The following is a 14602-nucleotide window of genomic DNA, read 5'->3' as shown; positions in this document are numbered from 1 at the left end:
GACCGATCGCGCGCCGAGGACGGACTGTCGAGGAGCGTGACATGGCTCAGCGGAACAGCTCAGGTCGCGGCGGGACTGCGACCAGCACCAGGCGGCAGGCGGGCAACCAGACCCCGAACACTCCGGGCGTCTCCGAGTCGGAGATCTCCCGGATGCGGGTGGACGACATCCGCGGGCAGCTGCGTCGCCGGGGGGTCCCCGGCATCTCGGCGCTGCGCAAGCCCGAGCTGGTGAAGACGCTGGCGCGGACGCTGCGTTCGGAGGGACGCCAGGGCGGGGCGGCGCGCAAGGCCACCGGCCCGGCGGGACGTGCGCCGGGAGCCAGGAAGACGACGGGCGCGGCGAAGCGTACGACCGCGGCGCGGAAGAAGGCGGCGCCGGCCGCCACCCGGGCCCGGGCGACGACCAGCCGGGCGAAGGCGTCGCCCGCGCGGGCGAAGGCCGCTCCGGCGGCGCGGACCAGGCCCGCCCCATCCCGGTCGAAGGCGGCGCCGGCCAAGGCGAAGGCGGCGCCGGCGAGGGCCTCGGCGAAGGCCGCGCCGTCGCGCGCGAAGGCCGCGCCGTCGCGCGCGAAGGCCGCGCCGTCGCGCGCGAAGGCCGCGCCGTCGCGCGCGAAGGCCGCGCCGTCGCGCGCGAAGGCCGCGCCGTCGCGCGCGAAGGCCGCGCCGTCGCGCGCGAAGGCCGCGCCGTCGCGCGCGAAGGCCGCGCCGTCGCGCGCGAAGGCCGCGCCGTCCCGCGCGAAGGCCGCGCCGTCGCGGGCCAGGACGGCGCCGGCGAAGCGGGCGGCCGGGGGTACGGCTGGGCCGGCCCGCGCCGCCGTCCGGACCGGCTCGGCGACGGCCCGGTCGGTGCGCTCCTCGCAGCAGATCACCTCGGTCGCGGACCGGCCGGAGCGGCCGGGCCGGAGCCTGGTGACGGCGAACCACGAGGTGATCCAGCGCTGGGCGCGGGCCCGCAACGCCAGGCCGGCGACCATCGCGGGCACCGAACGCGAGGGTCGGCCGGGCGTGCTGACCTTCAACATCCCGGGCTACCGGGAGAGCGGCCGGATCCGGGAGATCAGCTGGGACGACTGGTTCCGGACGTTCGACGCGCGCCGGCTGAACCTGATCTACCAGGAGCAGCTGCGGGACGGCCGGCAGAGCAACTTCTTCCGTACGGAGTCACCCGATCGGGCCGACGCCTGAGTGTTTGCGGGAATGCCCGACGGGTAGACGCGTGTTGCCCGACGAGGACCCCGAGATGACGGGAGCGCGATCCGGACGCCGGTGTTGTGACCGGCGAGACAGCGATCCAGGTTGAATCCGGAATCCGGGGCGAACTAACTTTATTGCACCGCGCCACGCTTGGAAACGTTCGGGGGAGCGGCGGATCGATCAGATCCGTGCACCAGGCGAGGCGCAAGGAACGGGTGGAGCACACCGTTGGGGGACGGTGCCACCCGTGGTACCGGCGGCGCGAGCGGGCGACGCTTACGGGGGTGAGTGTCGCCCGCCGCCGCCGGGTGTTCGGGCGAGCGCCCACCACGACGGGGGTCGAGGTGGGCGCTCGGCCCGTTCCGGCGGGTTCCGCCGGCTTCTTCCGCCCTCAGCGCGCCCACCCCGAACCACCACCGCCCCACCGTGCTGACGCCACCATGATCGTGCTCGATCCAGGATGTAGTGGCCTCATGGACGAGAGCAGGCACTACATCCTGGATACAGCGTGATCTTGGCGGCTGGCACTGCGCGGCCCGGAGGGCGGACGCCCGCCGTTCCCAGGGCGGGTGGGCGTACTCAGGTGGTGGTGCCGGCCGGGATGGGCTCGGCGGGTGCGATGGCGGCGGCCTCGGCCACCTCCGGGACCGGCGCCCGGCGGGCGGTGACCGGCTCGACCGGCGCGGCGGGGGTGCGGAGCTGGGCGGCCCGGCGCTCCCGGGCCGGGCCGGAGATCAGGTGGCCGGCCGCCATCAGCAGGCCGATCACCAGGCAGCTCAGCCAGAGCGCGCGGTCGCCGGCCTGCTCGCGGACCAGGCCGCCGAGGACCGGGGCGGCGGCCCCGGCCACCTGCCAGGAGAGGGAGAAGGCGCCCTGGTAGCGGCCGCGCAGCTCGGCGGGGGAGAGTTCGGCGATCAGCGTGGCGTTGGAGGGCGAGTTGAGCATCTCGCCGAGGGTCCAGATCAGCACGGTCAGGCCGTAGAACCAGACGCTGTCCGCGAGCGCGGTCAGCCCGAAGCCGACGCCCATCACCACGGCCGCCAGGGCGAGCACGTGGGAGCGGCTGCGGCCGCGGATCAGCCGGGGCACGAAGAGCTGCCCGGCCACGATCAGCAGGCCGTTGAGGGCGATCACCGAGCCGTACGTCGCCGGGGAGAGGCCGGCGTCGCTCATCGCGATCGGCAGCATCGAGATGTGCTGGAGGAAGACCAGCGCGCCGAAGAGGTTGAGCGCCACGAAGCCGAGGAAGACCCGGTCGGTGGCGATCACGCGCAGCGCGCCTCCGCGGACCGGGGCGGCGGCGGGGGTGCCGACCCGGATGGTCCGGGTCTCGCCCACCCGGAAGAAGATGATCAGAGCGGTGACCAGGGTGGTGGCCGCGTCGACCACGAAGAGCAGCAGGTAGCCGGCCTCGGCGGCGAGCCCGGCGAGGACAGCCGCGCAGGCGAACCCGAGGTTGATCGCCCAGTAGTTGAGCGAGAAGGCGCGCAGCCGGTCCTTCTCCGGCACCACGTCGATCATCATCGCGCCGAACGCCGGGCGGGCCGCCTCGGCGAACATGCCGAGCAGCAGCGCGCCCACGGCGACCGCCCAGAGCGGTCGGGCCAGGCCGAGGGCCAGCATCATGGTGGCCGCGCCGAGGTGGGCGGTGAGCAGGGTGGGCCGCCGCCCCCAGCGGTCGGTGAGGGTGCCGCCGAGGGTGGTGCCGACCGCCCCGCCGACGCCCCACAGTCCGATCACCAGGCCGGCCTGGGCGGCGGAGAAGTGCCGCGCCTGGGTGAGGTAGATGGCCAGGAAGACCAGGACGAACGAGCCGAGCCGGTTGATCAGGGTGCCGGTCCACAGGTACCAGAAGGTCCTCGGCAGTCCGCCCGTGGTGTCCCGGAACCATCCCCGCATCGTCCGCACGCCGTGCCCCCGCTCCCCGTAATGACCGCTCAGGTTCGAGCGCCTTACAACTTAGTGCCGGGGCCGCCGGCCGGTCATGGGGTTTTCCACGTGGTGGTCGTCACGACCACTGCCCGCGTGTCCGCAGGCCGCGTGCGGCAGGATGATCCGTATGACTGCGAGCGAAGGGCCCACCATCGGGACGCTGGTCCTGCTGCGGCACGGCGAGAGCGACTGGAACGCGAAGAACCTCTTCACCGGCTGGGTCGACGTCGACCTGACCGCCAAGGGGGAGGCGGAGGCCCGGCGCGGCGGCGAGCTGCTCCGCGAGCACGGCCTGCTGCCGGACGTCGTGCACACCAGCGTGATGCGCCGGGCGATCCGCACCGCCGAACTGGCGCTCAACGCCGCCGACCGGCACTGGATCGCGGTGCGCCGGTCGTGGCGGCTCAACGAGCGGCACTACGGCGCCCTCCAGGGCAAGAACAAGAAGCAGACCCTCGACGAGTACGGCGAGGAGCAGTTCATGCTCTGGCGCCGGTCGTACGACACGCCGCCGCCGCCGATCGCCGACGACGACGAGTTCTCCCAGGTCGGCGACCCCCGGTACGCGCTGCTGCCGACCGAGCTGATGCCGCGTACCGAGTGCCTCAAGGACGTCGTCGAGCGGATGCTGCCCTACTGGTACGACTCGATCGTGCCGGACATCCTGGCCGGCCGGACGGTGCTGGTGGCCGCGCACGGCAACTCGCTGCGCGCCCTGGTCAAGCACCTCGACCAGATCTCCGACGAGGCGATCGCCAAGCTGAACATCCCGACCGGGATCCCGCTGCGCTACGACCTGGACCCGCACCTGCGGCCGCAGGTCCTCGGCGGGACCTACCTGGACCCGGAGGCCGCCAAGGCGGCCGCCGCCGCGGTGGCCAACCAGGGCCGCTGACCCGAAGCCGGGATGGGGCCCCTCGTCGCGTGGACGAGGGGCCCCTTCGTCGGCTCAGGCGGCCTGGCCGGTGATCAGGTATACGACGTGCTCGCCGGCGTTGACCGCGTGGTCGGCGAAGCGCTCGTAGAAGCGCCCCAGCAGGGTGGCGTCGATCGCCGTCTCCACCCCGTACGGCCAGTCGTCGCTGAGCAGCACCCCGAAGAGGCTCTTGTGCAGGTCGTCCATGGCGTCGTCGTCGTGGTCCAGCTCGGCGGCGAGGTCGGCGTCGGGCTTGGCCAGCACCTTGCCGATCTTCTCGGCCATCCGGTCGGCGATCCCGGCCATGTCGGTGAAGACGCTGCGCAGCTCGGCCGGAACCGCCGGGGACGGGTGGCGGCGCAGCGCCGTCTTGGCGACGTGCTCGGCCAGGTCGCCCATCCGCTCGATGTCGGCGGCGACGTGCAGCGCGGTGATCATGGCGCGCAGGTCGGAGGCGACCGGGGCCTGCCGGGCCAGCAGGTCGCAGACCCGCTCCTCGACGTGCCGGTAGAGCCCGTCGATCTCGGCGTCCTGCGCGATCACCGTCTCGGCCGCCTGCCGGTCGGCGGTGAGCAGGGCCCGGGTGGCGTGCCCCATGGCGGTGCGCACCCCCTCGGCCATGTCGACCAGCAGCTGGCTGACGATCTGGAGGTCGGCTCGGAACTCGTCGCGCATCATCACGTCCTGTACGTCGGTGGCTGCCGGCCCGACGGGTGCGGGTCCCGGCGCACGGGGGTTGAGCAGGTGCGGCCCAACGGTAGGCCGGGGGAGCGGACCGAAGGTGAACGCCGGTGAACGACGCGGGACCCGGAGGTGAACTTTCCCGGAAGTGAGAGTGGTTCGTCCCGTTCTGGGCGATCCCCAGGTTAACGATGACCCTACGATCGCCGGGTGGAATGGGCGGTGGCGGTCGTGGTGGCGGTTGCCCTGGTGACCGGCCTGGTCGTCGGGGGCCTGCTGGCCCGACCCGTGGGCACGTGGTGGCGCCGGAGGGCGTCCACGGGAGGCGGTGCCTCCCGGTTGGAGTCAGGGAGGGCCACCATCGCCGACGACCCGCAGGCCGGGCTCTCCGGAGTCGGCCGCAAGACGATCGACTCGCTGCGCGCCGGCGTGGTGGTGCTCGGCCCGGACGACGCGCCGGTGCTGGTCAACCCGGCCGCCCGGGCGATGGGGCTGCTGCGCACCGGCGCCGCTCCCGGATCCATCGCCGCCCACCCGTTGATCCGTACCCTCGCCGGGCAGGTGCGCCGCACCGGCGTGCGGCGCGAGATCGAGCTGGACCTGCCACGGGGCCGCGACAGCGCCGGGGTGAACCCGCTCGGCGTGCACCTGCGGGCGATGGGGATCGGCGGCGGCTACATCGCCGTCGAGGCGGCCGACGTGACCGAGTCGCACCGGCTGGCCCGGGTCCGCCGGGACTTCGTGGCGAACGTCAGCCACGAGCTGAAGACGCCGATCGGCGCATTGCAGCTGCTCGCCGAGGCGCTGCTGGACGCCACCGAGCCGCCCGGCGGGGCGCCCACCGACCTGCCCGAGGACCTGGTGGCCGCCCGCCGCTTCGCCGAGCGGATCCAGCACGAGTCGACCCGGCTGGGCCGGCTGGTGCAGGAGCTGCTGGAGCTGACCCGGTTGCAGGGCGCCGAGGAGCAGCCTCCGCCGGAGCCCGTCGCGGTCGACTGGGTGGTCGCCGAGGTGATCGACCGGACCCGGACCGCGGCCACCGCCCGCCGCGTGCAGCTCGCCGTCGAGGGCGACAAGGGCCTCACCGTGTACGGCAGCGACAGCCAGCTCGCCACGGCGGTGGCGAACCTGGTGGAGAACGCCATCAACTACTCAGGCGAGGACACCACCGTCCGGATCACCACCCGGCCCACCGACGACCACGTCGAGATCTCCGTCGCCGACCAGGGGATCGGGATCGCCCCGAACGAGGTCGACCGGATCTTCGAGCGGTTCTACCGGGCCGACCAGGCCCGGTCCCGGTCGACCGGGGGCACCGGGCTCGGCCTGGCCATCGTGAAGCACATCGCGAGCAACCATGGCGGTCGGGTCGACGTGTCGAGCACTCTTGGTGGTGGGTCGACGTTCACCCTCCGGCTGCCCGCCAGTCCCCCGGACGACCTGGAGGCGACACTGGCGTCGGCTGGGATCGAGGCCGGCCCGGCCGAGCCCCGGCAGGACCGACCGTGATGGAAAGGAAGTCCCGTTGAGCCGCGTTCTGGTGGTCGAGGACGAGGAGTCGTTCTCCGACGCCCTGTCGTACATGCTCCGCAAGGAGGGATTCGAGGTCTCCGTCGCGGCGACCGGCACCGACGCCCTCACCGAGTTCGACCGGACCGGCGCGGACATCGTGCTGCTGGACCTGATGCTGCCGGAGATGTCCGGCACCGAGGTCTGCCGGCAGCTGCGGCAGCGCTCGCACGTGCCGATCATCATGGTCACCGCCCGGGACAGCGAGATCGACAAGGTGGTCGGGCTGGAGATCGGCGCCGACGACTACGTGACCAAGCCGTACTCGCCGCGGGAACTGGTGGCACGGATCCGGGCGGTGCTGCGCCGGCAGACCGCCGAGGCCGCCGAGTCGGGCGCGCCCACGCTGGCCGCCGGCCCGGTCCGGATGGACATCGAGCGGCACGTGGTGACCGTCGAGGGCGCCCCGGTCCAGCTGCCGCTGAAGGAGTTCGAGCTGCTGGAGCTGCTGCTGCGCAACGCCGGGCGGGTGCTCACCCGGGGGCAGCTGATCGACCGGGTCTGGGGGGCCGACTACGTCGGCGACACCAAGACGCTGGACGTGCACGTCAAGCGGCTGCGTTCGAAGGTGGAGCCGGAGCCGTCCGCGCCCCGCTTCATCGTCACCGTGCGCGGCCTGGGCTACAAGTTCGAGCCGTGATCCGTGCGGTGGCACCCGGAACGCCCGGGGGCCACCGCCGGCACGGTCAGCGGACGACCTTGATGTTGAAGATCCCGGTGCCGAGTCTTCCGTAGAGGCGCAGCCAGAGCGGCAGCAGCATCTCGGTGCCGCGGGCGGTGGTGATGTCGCCCAGGTCGATCACGTCGGTGTGGCCGAAGCTGGTCAGCAGCTCGGTGACCTCCTTCTTGGCGTCGGCGTCGTCGCCGGAGACGAAGACCGTGTGCCCGCCGTCGGCGAGCTGCCTGGGGTGGGTCATCAGGTCGGCGGTGAGGGTGTTGAGCGCCTTCACCACCCGGGTCCGCGGGAACGCCCGCTGGATCCGCTCGCCCAGCGAGTCGTCGTTGAGCACCGACAGCGTGGGCGGGAAGCCCTTGCTGTGGTCGAGCGGGTTGGCGATGTCGAGCAGCACCTTGCCGGCCAGGTTCTCCTCGCCGGCCGCGTCCAGCGCCGGCAGGGAGCCGTCGCCGCTGGTCGCGTTGACCACCAGCTCGGCGTCGGCGGCGGCCTCCGCGTGGGTGGCCAGGGTGACGGCCGGCCGGGCGGCGGCCCAGTCGGCCCAGTCGCCGGCCCGCGTGGTCGCCACGTCGCGGGTGCCGACGGTGACCTCGTGCCCCAGCTCCGCCGCGCGGGCGGCGATCGCCCGGCCCACCATGCCGGTGCCCAGAACCCCGATGCGCATGTCGTTCCATCCTGTCGCTGATCGCGCCACACCCGGTGGGCAGCGCTCGATGGAGCCAAACTAACAGACAGGTCTGTCTACTTGCCAGGGTGCGGAGAATGTTTTTGACAACTAGTAAAGACAGGCCGGTCTGTATACTTGGCCGGACTGACCGAGGGAGGATCCATGGCCACGCCGCGCACCCCCGCCGGCTCCGCCCGGGAGCGCATCCTGGAGACCGCCTTCCGGCTCTTCTACGCGTACGGGCCCCGGGGCGTCGGCGTCGACACGGTGATCGCCGAGTCGGGGGTGGCCAAGGCCACGCTCTACAAGCACTTCCCGCGCAAGGACGACCTCGTGCTGGCGTACCTGGACAGGGTCGACCAGGCGTGGTTCGGGGCGCTGTGGGCCGCCGCCCGAGCCGCGGGTGAAGCACCCCGCGACCAGCTCCTGGGCATGTACGACGCGCTCGCCGGCGCCTGCCGCCGGGAGGGTTACCACGGCTGCGCGTTCATCAACACCGCCGCCGAGTCGCCGGCCGGCAGCGAGGTGCACGCCCGTACGGTCGAGCACAAGAACGTGGTCCGGGCGTGGGTGACCGACCTGGCCCGGCGGGCCGGCGCGGCCGAGCCCGAGCTGCTGGCCCGTCAGCTCACCCTGCTGCTCGACGGTGGCCTGGCCGCCGGGGTGCTCGACGGCGACCCGGCCGTCGCCGAGGCGGCGAAGCGGAGCGCCCGCGCCCTGGTGGACGCCGCGATCGGCTGACCCGGGTGGTCAAGAAGGGCCCCGGCTGTGCCGAAAGCGTTGCGAGGGGTCGCTTCCTTGCACCTCAGGCGAGCCAGGTGGAGCGGCACGGCGACGGGGCTGGCCGGGGCGGCGGTCGCCGCCACCCGCCTGCACCGCCCGGACTGAACGCCTACCGGCTGGCCGGGTGGGGGGCGATCTGGCCCTGGCGCAGCCGGGCCGCGCACAGCTCGGCCAGCTTCGCGTACGCGGGCGCGCCGACCAGCGCGGTCAGCTCCGGTGAGTACGAGACGTACATCGGCTCGGCGCCGACGTGCGCGTCGGTCGAGGAGGTGCACCACCAGTCCAGGTCGTGCCCGCCGGCGCCCCAGCCGCGCCGGTCGAACTCGGCCAGCGTCGAGATCAGCACCTTGGTGTTGTCCGGCCGGGTGTGCCACTCCTGGTCCCGGCGGACCGGCAGCTGCCAGCAGACGTCCGGCTTGTATTCCAGCGGGTGCACCCCGTCGCGCAGCGCCTGCGCGTGCAGGGCGCAGCCGCCGCCGGCAGGGAAGTCGGCGTCGTTGAGGAAGACGCACGGCGCGTCCTCGCTGCGGGTGGCGGTCCGCCGGGCCGGGGTCTTGCCGTCGACCGTGTCCTCCTCGGTCCAGTTCTTGAACCCCTTGCGGAAGTGCTGCCAGGTCTGCGGGGTGAGCCGCTTGACCGCCGCCCGGACCCGCTTCTCGTCGTCGGCGTCGGTGAAGAACGCGCCGTGCGAGCAGCAGCCGTCGGCGGCGCGGCCGGCGACGATGCCGTGGCAGCCCTTGCCGAAGACGCACGTCCAGCGGGACAGCAGCCAGGTCAGGTCGGCGCGGACCACGTGCCGCTCGTCGGCCGGGTCGACGAACTCGATCCACTCCCGGGGGAAGTCCAGCCCGACCTCCCGACTGCGCGGGTCGTCGGGGTCGTCCACCAGCACCCGCAGCTCCACCTGGCTCGTCACCCGGACCAGCGTACGCGGGGTGACCCCGGTCGGCCGGCGAGCCGACGAAACACATTGGCCCTAGGGTCGGTCACATGCGACTGGGAGTCCTCGACGTCGGTTCCAACACCGTCCACCTGCTGGTGGTCGACGCCCACCACGGCGCCCACCCCTGGCCGGCCCACTCGGAGAAGGTGGTGCTGCGCCTGGCCGAACAGATCGGCCCGGACGGGGCGCTGACCGAGGCCGGCGCGGACAGCCTGGTCGAGGCGGTCGGGATGGCCCGGGCCGCCGCCACCGGACACGGCGCGGAGGACCTGATCGCCTTCGCGACGTCCGCGGTCCGGGACGCCACCAACGCGGCCGAGGTGCTGGCCCGGGTCCGGGACGCCACCGGCGTACGCCTGGAGGTGCTGCCCGGTGCGGACGAGGCGCGGATGACGTTCCTGGCGGTCCGGCGGTGGTTCGGTTGGTCCGCCGGCCGGCTGCTGGTGCTCGACATCGGCGGTGGCTCGCTGGAGCTGGCGGCGGGGATCGACGAGGAACCGGAGGTGGCCGAGTCGCTGCCGTTGGGCGCCGGCCGGCTCAGCCGGGAGCGGCTGCGGGTCGACCCGTCCGGCCTGGTGCCGCCGTCCGCCGATGCGGTGCAGGAGCTTCGGGAGTACGTCGACGAGCTGCTCGACCCGGTGGTGGAGAAGCTCGCCGCAGTGGGCTGGGAGCGGCCGGTGGCCACCTCGAAGACGTTCCGGACACTGGCCCGGCTGGCCGGCGCGGCGCCCTCCGGCGCGGGCCTGTGGGCCCGGCGCAGCCTGACCCGGACCGGGCTGCGGCAGGTGATGGGTTTCATCCGGCACATCCCGCCGGCCCAGCTGCCGGAGCTGGAGGGGGTGAGCGCGGGCCGGGCCCACCAGTTGCTGGCCGGCGCCGTGGTCGCCGAGGCGGTGCTGCGCCGGCTGGACGTCGAGGCGCTGGACATCTGCCCGTGGGCGCTGCGCGAGGGGGTCATCCTGCGCCGGCTTGACCAGCTCGAACCGAAGTGACATGGCCGGCGGGTACGGGCGCTTTGCGGTGACTCGTCACGGTGTCCGTTCGCGGCCCCGGTTACCCTGATGGATGTGACTTCCCACGTCCCGGTGCTCCTCTCCACGTCCTCGGTCTTCCCCGAGCGGACCGCGGCGGCCTTCCAGCTGGCCGCCGCGGTCGGCTACGACGGCATCGAGGTGATGGTCTGGACCGACGCGGTGAGCCAGGACGCCGGGGCGCTGCGCGGCCTCTCCGAGCACTACGGAATGCCGGTGCTCTCGGTGCACGCCCCCTGCCTGCTGGTCACCCAGCGGGTGTGGAGCCCCGACCCGTGGGAGCGGCTGCGCCGCTCGGCGGAGCTGGCCGAGACGCTGGGCGCGCCGACCGTGGTGGTGCACCCGCCGTTCACCTGGCAGCGCGACTACGCCCGCGGCTTCGCCGAGGGGTTGGCCGAGATCGAGGAGCGGTTCAGCGGGCTGCGCTTCGCCGTGGAGAACATGTACCCGGTGCGGATGGCCGGCCGGCAGTTCGTCCCGTACGTGCCGGGCTGGGACCCGACCGAGACCGGCTACTCCTCCTACACGCTGGACCTGTCGCACTGCGCCGCCTCGCACACCGACGCGCTGGCGATGGCCGACCGGATGGGCGACGCGCTGGCGCACGTCCACCTGGGTGACGGCACCGGCGAGGGCCGCGACGAACACCTGGTCCCGGGCCGCGGCGGCCAGCCCTGCGCCGAGCTGCTCCGCTCGCTGGCCGGCCGCGGCTTCACCGGCTCGGTCGCCGTGGAGGTCACCACGAGAGGCGCCAAGAGTCGCGCCGTCCGCGAAGCCGACCTGCGCGAGTCCCTGGAGTTCGCCAGAACCAACCTCACCACCCCCTCCCCCCTAAACGCCTAACCCCCCGGCCCCGGCCCCCCGCGGCGCCTGGCCGCGTTGATCATGAAGTTGTTGTCGGCGGCATCGGGGCGGTTTCTAGGCTTCAGTGCAACTGATCTTGGTTGGGCTGGAGGTGCTGGTGGCGAGGCCGGGTGTGTTGACGTTCGGGCATCGGCAGGTGTTGGAGCATCTGTGGGGGGTTGGTCGGACGATCTCGCAGATCGCGGGGGTTCTCGGGGTGCCGGTGTGCACGGTGTCGCGGGAGGTGGCGCGGAACAACAGTGCGCGGCACGGGACGAAGAACCCGCTGGGGCGGTCACTGCCGCATGGGCGGGGGCGCCGCCCGTATCGGTGGGGTTATCAGGCGCAGTGGGCGCAGCGGCGGGCTGACGCGGCCAGGCGGCGGCCGGCGAGGGCGAAGCTGGCGGTCGGTACGCGGCTGCGGCAGGTGGTGGCGGGGAAACTGGCCCGTAGGTGGTCTCCGAAGCAGATCGCCGCGTGGTTGCGGACCACGTTCGCCGACCGGCCGGAGTTGCAGGTGTCCCACGAGACGATCTACCAGGCGATCTACGTGCAGTCGCGAGGCAATCTGAGGGCCGAGTTGACCCGGCAGGTAGCGCTACGGTCGGGACGCACCCAGCGGCGTCCGCAGTCACGTGCCGCGGGCGCCGCTCGCCGTCGGCGGCCCTGGATCGCAGACCTGCACATCAGCACCCGGCCCGCGGAGGTCACCGACCGGGCGGTGCCCGGGCACTGGGAAGGTGACCTGGTCATCGGCAAGGCCGGCGCCTCAGCGATCGTGACCCTGGTGGAACGAGCCACCCGTTACGTGATGCTCGGCGCCCTACCCCACGGCCGCGACAGCGAAGCCGTCATCGGTGTGCTCACCAACCTGGCCACCCGCATGCCCACGCACCTGCGCCGGTCGCTGACCTGGGACCAAGGCGTGGAAATGGCCACCCACCCCGTGTTCACCGTCGCCACCGGCTGCCCGGTCTACTTCTGCGACCCCCACAGCCCCTGGCAACGCGGCACCAACGAAAACACCAACGGGCTGCTACGCCAGTACTTCCCCAAGAGCAGCTACGACTTCCGCACCATCGACCAGAACGGCTTGGACGAGGTCGCCCACGAACTCAACACCCGCCCCCGACAGACGCTGGACTGGAACACCCCAGCCCAGCGTCTGGCTCACCTCATCACCGCCTAACGATTGCACTCACCCCTTGACCCCGCCCGGCGTGTCGTGGTGACAACTTCATGATCAACGGGGCGGCGGGCGGTGGGGTGGGTTGGGGTGGGGGGTTAGGCGGGGGTGAGGGTGGCGGCGCGTTTGCGGGCGCGGTGGGCGGCGACGTGGGAGCGGGTGGCGCAGCGCTCGGAGCAGAAGCGGCGGCAGCAGTTCGAGGACGTGTCCAGGTAGACGTTGCCGCAGCGCTCGTCGGCGCAGACCCCGAACCGGGCGCTGCCGTATTCACACAGCCACACCGACAGCCCCCAGGCCGCGCCGGCCAGGTATTCCGCGCTCACCGACGAACCCCGGCTGGTCACGTGCATGTGCCAGTCGCTGGAGTCGTGGCCGGAGATGCGCGGCTGCACCGGGTACGCCTCCAGCAGGGCGTTCAGCTCCGCCACCGCCTCGGCGTCGCGCCCGGAGGTGCCGTACTCGAAGATGTCGCGGAGGCGCTTCTGCGCCCGCCGGAACGTCGCCAGGTCGCGCTCGGCGACCTCGTCGCGCATCCACGCGTTCTCGTCGGGGAAGAGGGCCCGCAGGGCGTCGAGGTCGTCCAGCCTGGCGTTGACGAGGTCGACCCCGGTCCGGGCGTACGCGTCGAAGTTCACGCCACCAACGGTAGACGACTCACGGGACACGCGGCGCGTCGATGTAGTGCGGCAGGAACCGGGCGTAGCCGTCGGTGATCAGGCTCTCGCTCTCCCGTACCCCGAGCCCGGCCGCCTCGCCGTCGACGATCCAGCTGCCCAGCACCGTACGGTTCCCGGCGAACTCGGGCAGCGCCCGGAACTCCTGATAGCAGTAGCCCTCGTCGCCGTAGATCCCCGGATTGGTGATCTCCTCACCGCCGGTGACGATCCGGACCGAGCCGCCCTCCCGGCCCAGCAGCGGCTTCGCCACGTACCCGGTCATGCCGCGGGGCGAGTCCAGGTACGCCGGCAGCAGGTACTCGTGCCCCGGATACAGCTCCCAGAGGACGGCGAGCAGCGCCTTGTTCGACAGCAGCAGCTTCCAGGCCGGTTCGATCCAGGTGGTCGGGGTGCCCGGGTCGAGCGCCGGCGGGCCGTACGGCTCGGCCAGCATCCACTCCCACGGATAGAGCTTGAAGCAGGTGGTGACCGGCGCGTCGGCGGCGTCGACGAAGCGCCGCCCGTCCCAGCCGATCTCCTGGATCGGCAGCAGCTCGGCGGCCAGCCCCGCCTGGCGGGCGGTCTCGGCCAGGTAGCCGGCGGTCATCTGGTCCTCGCCGGACTCCTCCTCGTTCGACCAGACCACGTGCACCCGCCGGTCGTGCAGGCCGGCGCCGATCTTCGCCCACGCGCCGACCAGCCGCTCGTGCAGGCTGTTCCACTGGTCCGCCTCCGGGCGGGTGTCCTCCAGCCAGAACCACTGCACGATGGCCGCCTCGACCAGCGAGGTGGGGGTGTCGGCGTTGTACTCCAGCAGCTTGGGCGGCCAGGAGCCGTCGTAGCGCAGGTCGAAGCGGCCGTACAGGCTGGGCGGGCCCTCCCGCAGCGAGCGGGCGACCGCCTCGGCGGCCCAGGCCGGGATGCCGAACTCGGCGTACCGGCCGCGGGCCACCACGTGCTCGGCGGCGGCCACGCACATCCGGTGCAGCTCCTCGGTCGCCTCCTCCAGCCGGAGCACCTCGTCGAGGTCGAACGCGTACGCCGCGGTCTCGTCCCAGTACGACATGATCTCGCCGTCGGGGAGTTCGGTGTCGACGTACACCAGGCCCTGGGAGCGGATGGTGGCGTCCCAGTCCGGGCGGGGGGTGACCGCCTCGCGGCGCATCTCAGCCGCCGCAGGAGGCGAGGTGGGTGCCGAACCCGCCGCGCTCGGGCAGCGCCGCGGCGGCCGGGGCGGGGGTGTCCCGGGCGGCCGACGGCGCGGGGACCCGCAGCGCCAGCGCCACGGTGTCGGCGCCGCCCCCGGCCGGACCGAGCGCGCAGTCGTCATCGTCGTCGTCGGTCAGGTTGCAGCCGGAGAGGGCCAGCGCCAGGGCGGTCAGCGCGCCGAGCTGCACGGTGGCCGACCGGAGCCGGCGTCGGGGGTGTCGTTCCACGTGATCGTTGTAGCCGATCCGCGCCAGGAACGGGGGGCGGGGAGGGGCCGTTCGTCCGGTGCCCGTGCGCCTCGACGCACCGTGCGT

General features: G+C 73.0%; 15 protein-coding genes. 8 read left to right on the top strand and 7 right to left on the bottom strand.

What is annotated here, in order from left to right; translation table 11 throughout:
• The first annotated feature begins 152 nt into the window (after positions 1-152).
• Entirely contained in the window at positions 153-1187 is a 1035-nt protein-coding gene (locus GA0074704_RS29910) for a hypothetical protein (RefSeq protein WP_331716661.1), read from the top strand.
• A gap of 588 nt (positions 1188-1775) precedes the next feature.
• Here GA0074704_RS29910 and GA0074704_RS00230 read toward each other — a convergent pair.
• Entirely contained in the window at positions 1776-3104 is a 1329-nt protein-coding gene (locus tag GA0074704_RS00230) for an MDR family MFS transporter (RefSeq protein WP_088968614.1), read from the bottom strand.
• Between the two features lie 151 nt (positions 3105-3255).
• Between GA0074704_RS00230 and GA0074704_RS00225 the strand changes: the two genes are divergently transcribed.
• A complete protein-coding gene (locus GA0074704_RS00225) occupies positions 3256-4023 on the top strand; it encodes a phosphoglyceromutase (RefSeq protein ID WP_088968613.1) in 768 nt (255 codons plus the stop codon).
• Positions 4024-4077: 54 nt separating this feature from the next.
• Here GA0074704_RS00225 and phoU read toward each other — a convergent pair whose 3' ends face one another.
• Positions 4078-4719, bottom strand: coding sequence for a phosphate signaling complex protein PhoU (gene phoU / locus GA0074704_RS00220; protein WP_088973347.1), 642 nt, complete (start codon positions 4717-4719; stop codon positions 4078-4080).
• Between the two features lie 294 nt (positions 4720-5013).
• Here phoU and GA0074704_RS00215 point away from each other — a divergent pair, with 294 nt between their 5' ends.
• On the top strand, positions 5014-6234 hold the full coding sequence (locus tag GA0074704_RS00215) for a sensor histidine kinase (protein WP_377471912.1): 1221 nt from the start codon (positions 5014-5016) through the stop codon (positions 6232-6234).
• Positions 6235-6250: 16 nt separating this feature from the next.
• Positions 6251-6934, top strand: a complete 684-nt coding sequence (locus tag GA0074704_RS00210) for a response regulator transcription factor (RefSeq protein ID WP_088968612.1) — start codon at positions 6251-6253, stop codon at positions 6932-6934.
• A gap of 46 nt (positions 6935-6980) precedes the next feature.
• Here the strand turns inward: GA0074704_RS00210 and GA0074704_RS00205 are convergent, their stop codons facing one another.
• Positions 6981-7634: an NADPH-dependent F420 reductase gene (locus GA0074704_RS00205; RefSeq protein ID WP_088968611.1), complete on the bottom strand. Its 654-nt coding sequence runs from the start codon at positions 7632-7634 to the stop codon at positions 6981-6983.
• Positions 7635-7799: 165 nt separating this feature from the next.
• Here GA0074704_RS00205 and GA0074704_RS00200 point away from each other — a divergent pair, with 165 nt between their 5' ends.
• Positions 7800-8378 carry a TetR/AcrR family transcriptional regulator gene (locus GA0074704_RS00200; RefSeq protein ID WP_088968610.1) on the top strand — a complete coding sequence of 193 codons (579 nt, stop codon included), beginning with the start codon at positions 7800-7802 and terminating at the stop codon, positions 8376-8378.
• 151 nt (positions 8379-8529) lie between these two features.
• Here the strand turns inward: GA0074704_RS00200 and GA0074704_RS00195 are convergent, their stop codons facing one another.
• Positions 8530-9336, bottom strand: coding sequence for a hypothetical protein (locus GA0074704_RS00195; protein WP_088968609.1), 807 nt, complete (start codon positions 9334-9336; stop codon positions 8530-8532).
• Between the two features lie 74 nt (positions 9337-9410).
• Between GA0074704_RS00195 and GA0074704_RS00190 the strand changes: the two genes are divergently transcribed.
• The 3 genes from GA0074704_RS00190 to GA0074704_RS00180 all read left to right on the top strand — a co-directional run bounded on the left by GA0074704_RS00190 (position 9411) and on the right by GA0074704_RS00180 (position 12426).
• On the top strand, positions 9411-10355 hold the full coding sequence (locus GA0074704_RS00190) for a Ppx/GppA phosphatase family protein (protein WP_088968608.1): 945 nt from the start codon (positions 9411-9413) through the stop codon (positions 10353-10355).
• 75 nt (positions 10356-10430) lie between these two features.
• Positions 10431-11237, top strand: a complete 807-nt coding sequence (locus GA0074704_RS00185) for a sugar phosphate isomerase/epimerase family protein (RefSeq protein ID WP_172880285.1) — start codon at positions 10431-10433, stop codon at positions 11235-11237.
• A gap of 85 nt (positions 11238-11322) precedes the next feature.
• On the top strand, positions 11323-12426 hold the full coding sequence (locus tag GA0074704_RS00180; RefSeq protein WP_088968606.1) for an IS30 family transposase: 1104 nt from the start codon (positions 11323-11325) through the stop codon (positions 12424-12426).
• Positions 12427-12521: 95 nt separating this feature from the next.
• Here the strand turns inward: GA0074704_RS00180 and GA0074704_RS00175 are convergent, their stop codons facing one another.
• Genes GA0074704_RS00175 through GA0074704_RS00165 form a run of 3 tightly spaced genes read right to left on the bottom strand, consistent with a single transcriptional unit; the run spans position 12522 to position 14515 of the window.
• Complete coding sequence (locus tag GA0074704_RS00175) at positions 12522-13058, bottom strand: CGNR zinc finger domain-containing protein (protein WP_088968605.1); 537 nt, start codon at positions 13056-13058, stop codon at positions 12522-12524.
• Positions 13059-13077: 19 nt separating this feature from the next.
• Entirely contained in the window at positions 13078-14244 is a 1167-nt protein-coding gene (locus tag GA0074704_RS00170; RefSeq protein ID WP_088968604.1) for a glutathionylspermidine synthase family protein, read from the bottom strand.
• 1 nt (position 14245) lies between these two features.
• Positions 14246-14515, bottom strand: a complete 270-nt coding sequence (locus GA0074704_RS00165) for a hypothetical protein (protein ID WP_231926711.1) — start codon at positions 14513-14515, stop codon at positions 14246-14248.
• Between the last annotated feature and the right edge of the window lie 87 nt (positions 14516-14602).

Source organism: Micromonospora siamensis, from assembly GCF_900090305.1.
Classification (GTDB): domain Bacteria; phylum Actinomycetota; class Actinomycetes; order Mycobacteriales; family Micromonosporaceae; genus Micromonospora; species Micromonospora siamensis.
Note: the sequence above shows the minus strand (reverse complement) of the source record. Positions and strands in the feature narration are given on the sequence as shown.